Origin of the sequence: Methanoregula sp. (assembly GCF_002835825.1) — an archaeon.
In the GTDB taxonomy this organism is placed as follows: Archaea; Halobacteriota; Methanomicrobia; order Methanomicrobiales; family Methanospirillaceae; genus Methanoregula.
Genome location: NZ_PIZH01000438.1, coordinates 1 through 1712, shown reverse-complemented (window position 1 = coordinate 1712; position 1712 = coordinate 1). Strand labels below are relative to the sequence as shown.

The 1712-nt window shown below is 49.8% G+C and carries 2 protein-coding genes and 1 pseudogene; 1 reads left to right on the top strand and 2 read right to left on the bottom strand.

Annotated features, from left to right (window positions below; translation table 11 throughout):
• Window positions 1-283: 283 nt before the first annotated feature.
• Window positions 284-478, bottom strand: coding sequence for a hypothetical protein (locus CW742_RS12005; RefSeq protein ID WP_292420689.1), 195 nt, complete (start codon window positions 476-478; stop codon window positions 284-286).
• A 12-nt stretch (window positions 479-490) separates the two neighbouring features.
• Window positions 491-1129 (bottom strand): hypothetical protein, encoded by a 639-nt coding sequence (locus CW742_RS12000; RefSeq protein WP_292420687.1) that lies wholly within the window; start codon window positions 1127-1129, stop codon window positions 491-493.
• Window positions 1130-1435: 306 nt separating this feature from the next.
• On the opposite strand from CW742_RS12000, the pseudogene CW742_RS11995 reads away from it, so the two are divergent.
• Window positions 1436-1712, top strand: a pseudogene (locus CW742_RS11995) (peptidase domain-containing protein); the annotation flags it as partial.

The following is a 1712-nucleotide window of genomic DNA, read 5'->3' as shown; positions in this document are numbered from 1 at the left end:
GATCATGCCTTTTGGGCGAGATCGGGCCCGGCATAGTTCGTCACGAGGGTGAACCTGATCTCTCTTTTTTGGGACAACCCCCGGCTGTCCGCGAGAGGAAGTTTCCATACGGGGGATATAACGGTTCTAACGCAGCCGTCTACCGGATGACAGGGACACGCATGAACCGGAATCGGTAGACACCTACGGCTGGACACAATACCGTTGACAATGCCTCGGAAGCGAGGATCGTTCCCGGGAAAAAGAAGATCGGGAGTTTGTTGATTTTGTCTTGATTATCCGTTCAGGAGTACTTTTTCAAGAGTAAATCGGCTCCATAGAACAATATCATGCCCAGCAGTACAGCGAGGAAGAATACAATCTGGCCAGCCACGGGATCGTGTCCTGCAACAAATTCACCGGCAGGGATAGAGATCAGGTAGATAACGATTACAAGGACGAACGTAAAAAAAAATTGGAGGGTTTTATTCTTCACCATGGTCACTCACTCTTATAATGGTAGAATAACGGGAATCCCTTTAATTGTTAGGGGTACCGGTTGGGGACCTGGCATTGCAATAGCTATCGGGATGAACAGTAATGCAGCATCGCTGATGTTGATATCCATGCTTCCATCAGCGTTGGTATAGAAGTACGTCCCGATAATAAACGCTCCAACAAGCGCGGCTGCAAAGATTAGCGCAGCACCACCGGTCAGGCCGATCGTGACAGCCAACCAGGCGCCAAAAGCGCCAATTGCGGTAGTACCGCCATTCCTCAGGAATCCCATATCAACAGGGCCAAGGTGAATTGACCATCCCGAGCCGGTATAGGTGGCATACGAATCTTTTCCAAACTCTGATGAAGCTGTAAGCGATCCTGATGGTGTTTTTTCGTATACCTCTACTTTTACTACATCCTTTCCATCAACGGTGGCAGCGTATTTTTTCAGGTAATACGTTTTCGTTTCAGTGTCACTCACTTTGTAGGTAGCAACGTATTCTCCAGTCTTCTCATCCCCGGAAACCTGGGATACCTGGAGTTTGTCTGCAATCTTTGCCATCTCCTGGTTTGTTTCAGCTGCACTGACCAACGGCATGAATGTCGTTGAGATCAGCAGTAGTACAACCAGGAATCCACCGAGTTTCATGTGTTTCATCATTTTTTCCTCCTGTTCATACGCTATACCCAAGAAGGCATGATCCCAAAATTTCAAAGGGTGTGTGCAACAGGAACGGGGATCATGCCTTTTGGGCGAGATCGGGCCCGGCATAGTTCGTCACGAGGGTGAACCCGGTCTCTCTAGTTTGGGACAACCCCCGGCTGTCCGCGAGAGGTGGTTTCCATACGGGGGATATAACGGTTCTAACGCAACCGTCTACCGGTTTCCGGACTGGTAGATGAATGCGTTAGAAAGGTTAAGAGCCGGACAGCAAAACCCGCTCAATGGTATACTATGAAAGTATCCGGAATTGGTCTCGTAATCCTGGTCTGTGCCATCATGCTCATTCCAGGAGTATCTGCACAGGATGTCGATTCACAGGGCGGGTATGTGGTGACCCCGGCAGGAGACATGGTCCTGCCTGATGTCATACTGCCCATGAGCGTGGATACCATCACCCAGGGGGAGATGGACTGGTATTCGAGGTATGTTTCTTCAGGAACAGCATCCATGACGGTTGACCTGAACTGGGGAAATGCGGCAAATTCCCTCTCCCTCACGATCCTTGCAC

Excerpts from the sequence above, each read along its gene's own strand:
- CW742_RS12000 (WP_292420687.1), bottom strand. The coding sequence starts at position 1,129 with ATGAAACTCGGTGGATTCCTGGTTGTACTACTGCTGATCTCAACGACA.
- CW742_RS12005 (WP_292420689.1), bottom strand. The coding sequence starts at position 478 with ATGGTGAAGAATAAAACCCTCCAATTTTTTTTTACGTTCGTCCTTGTA.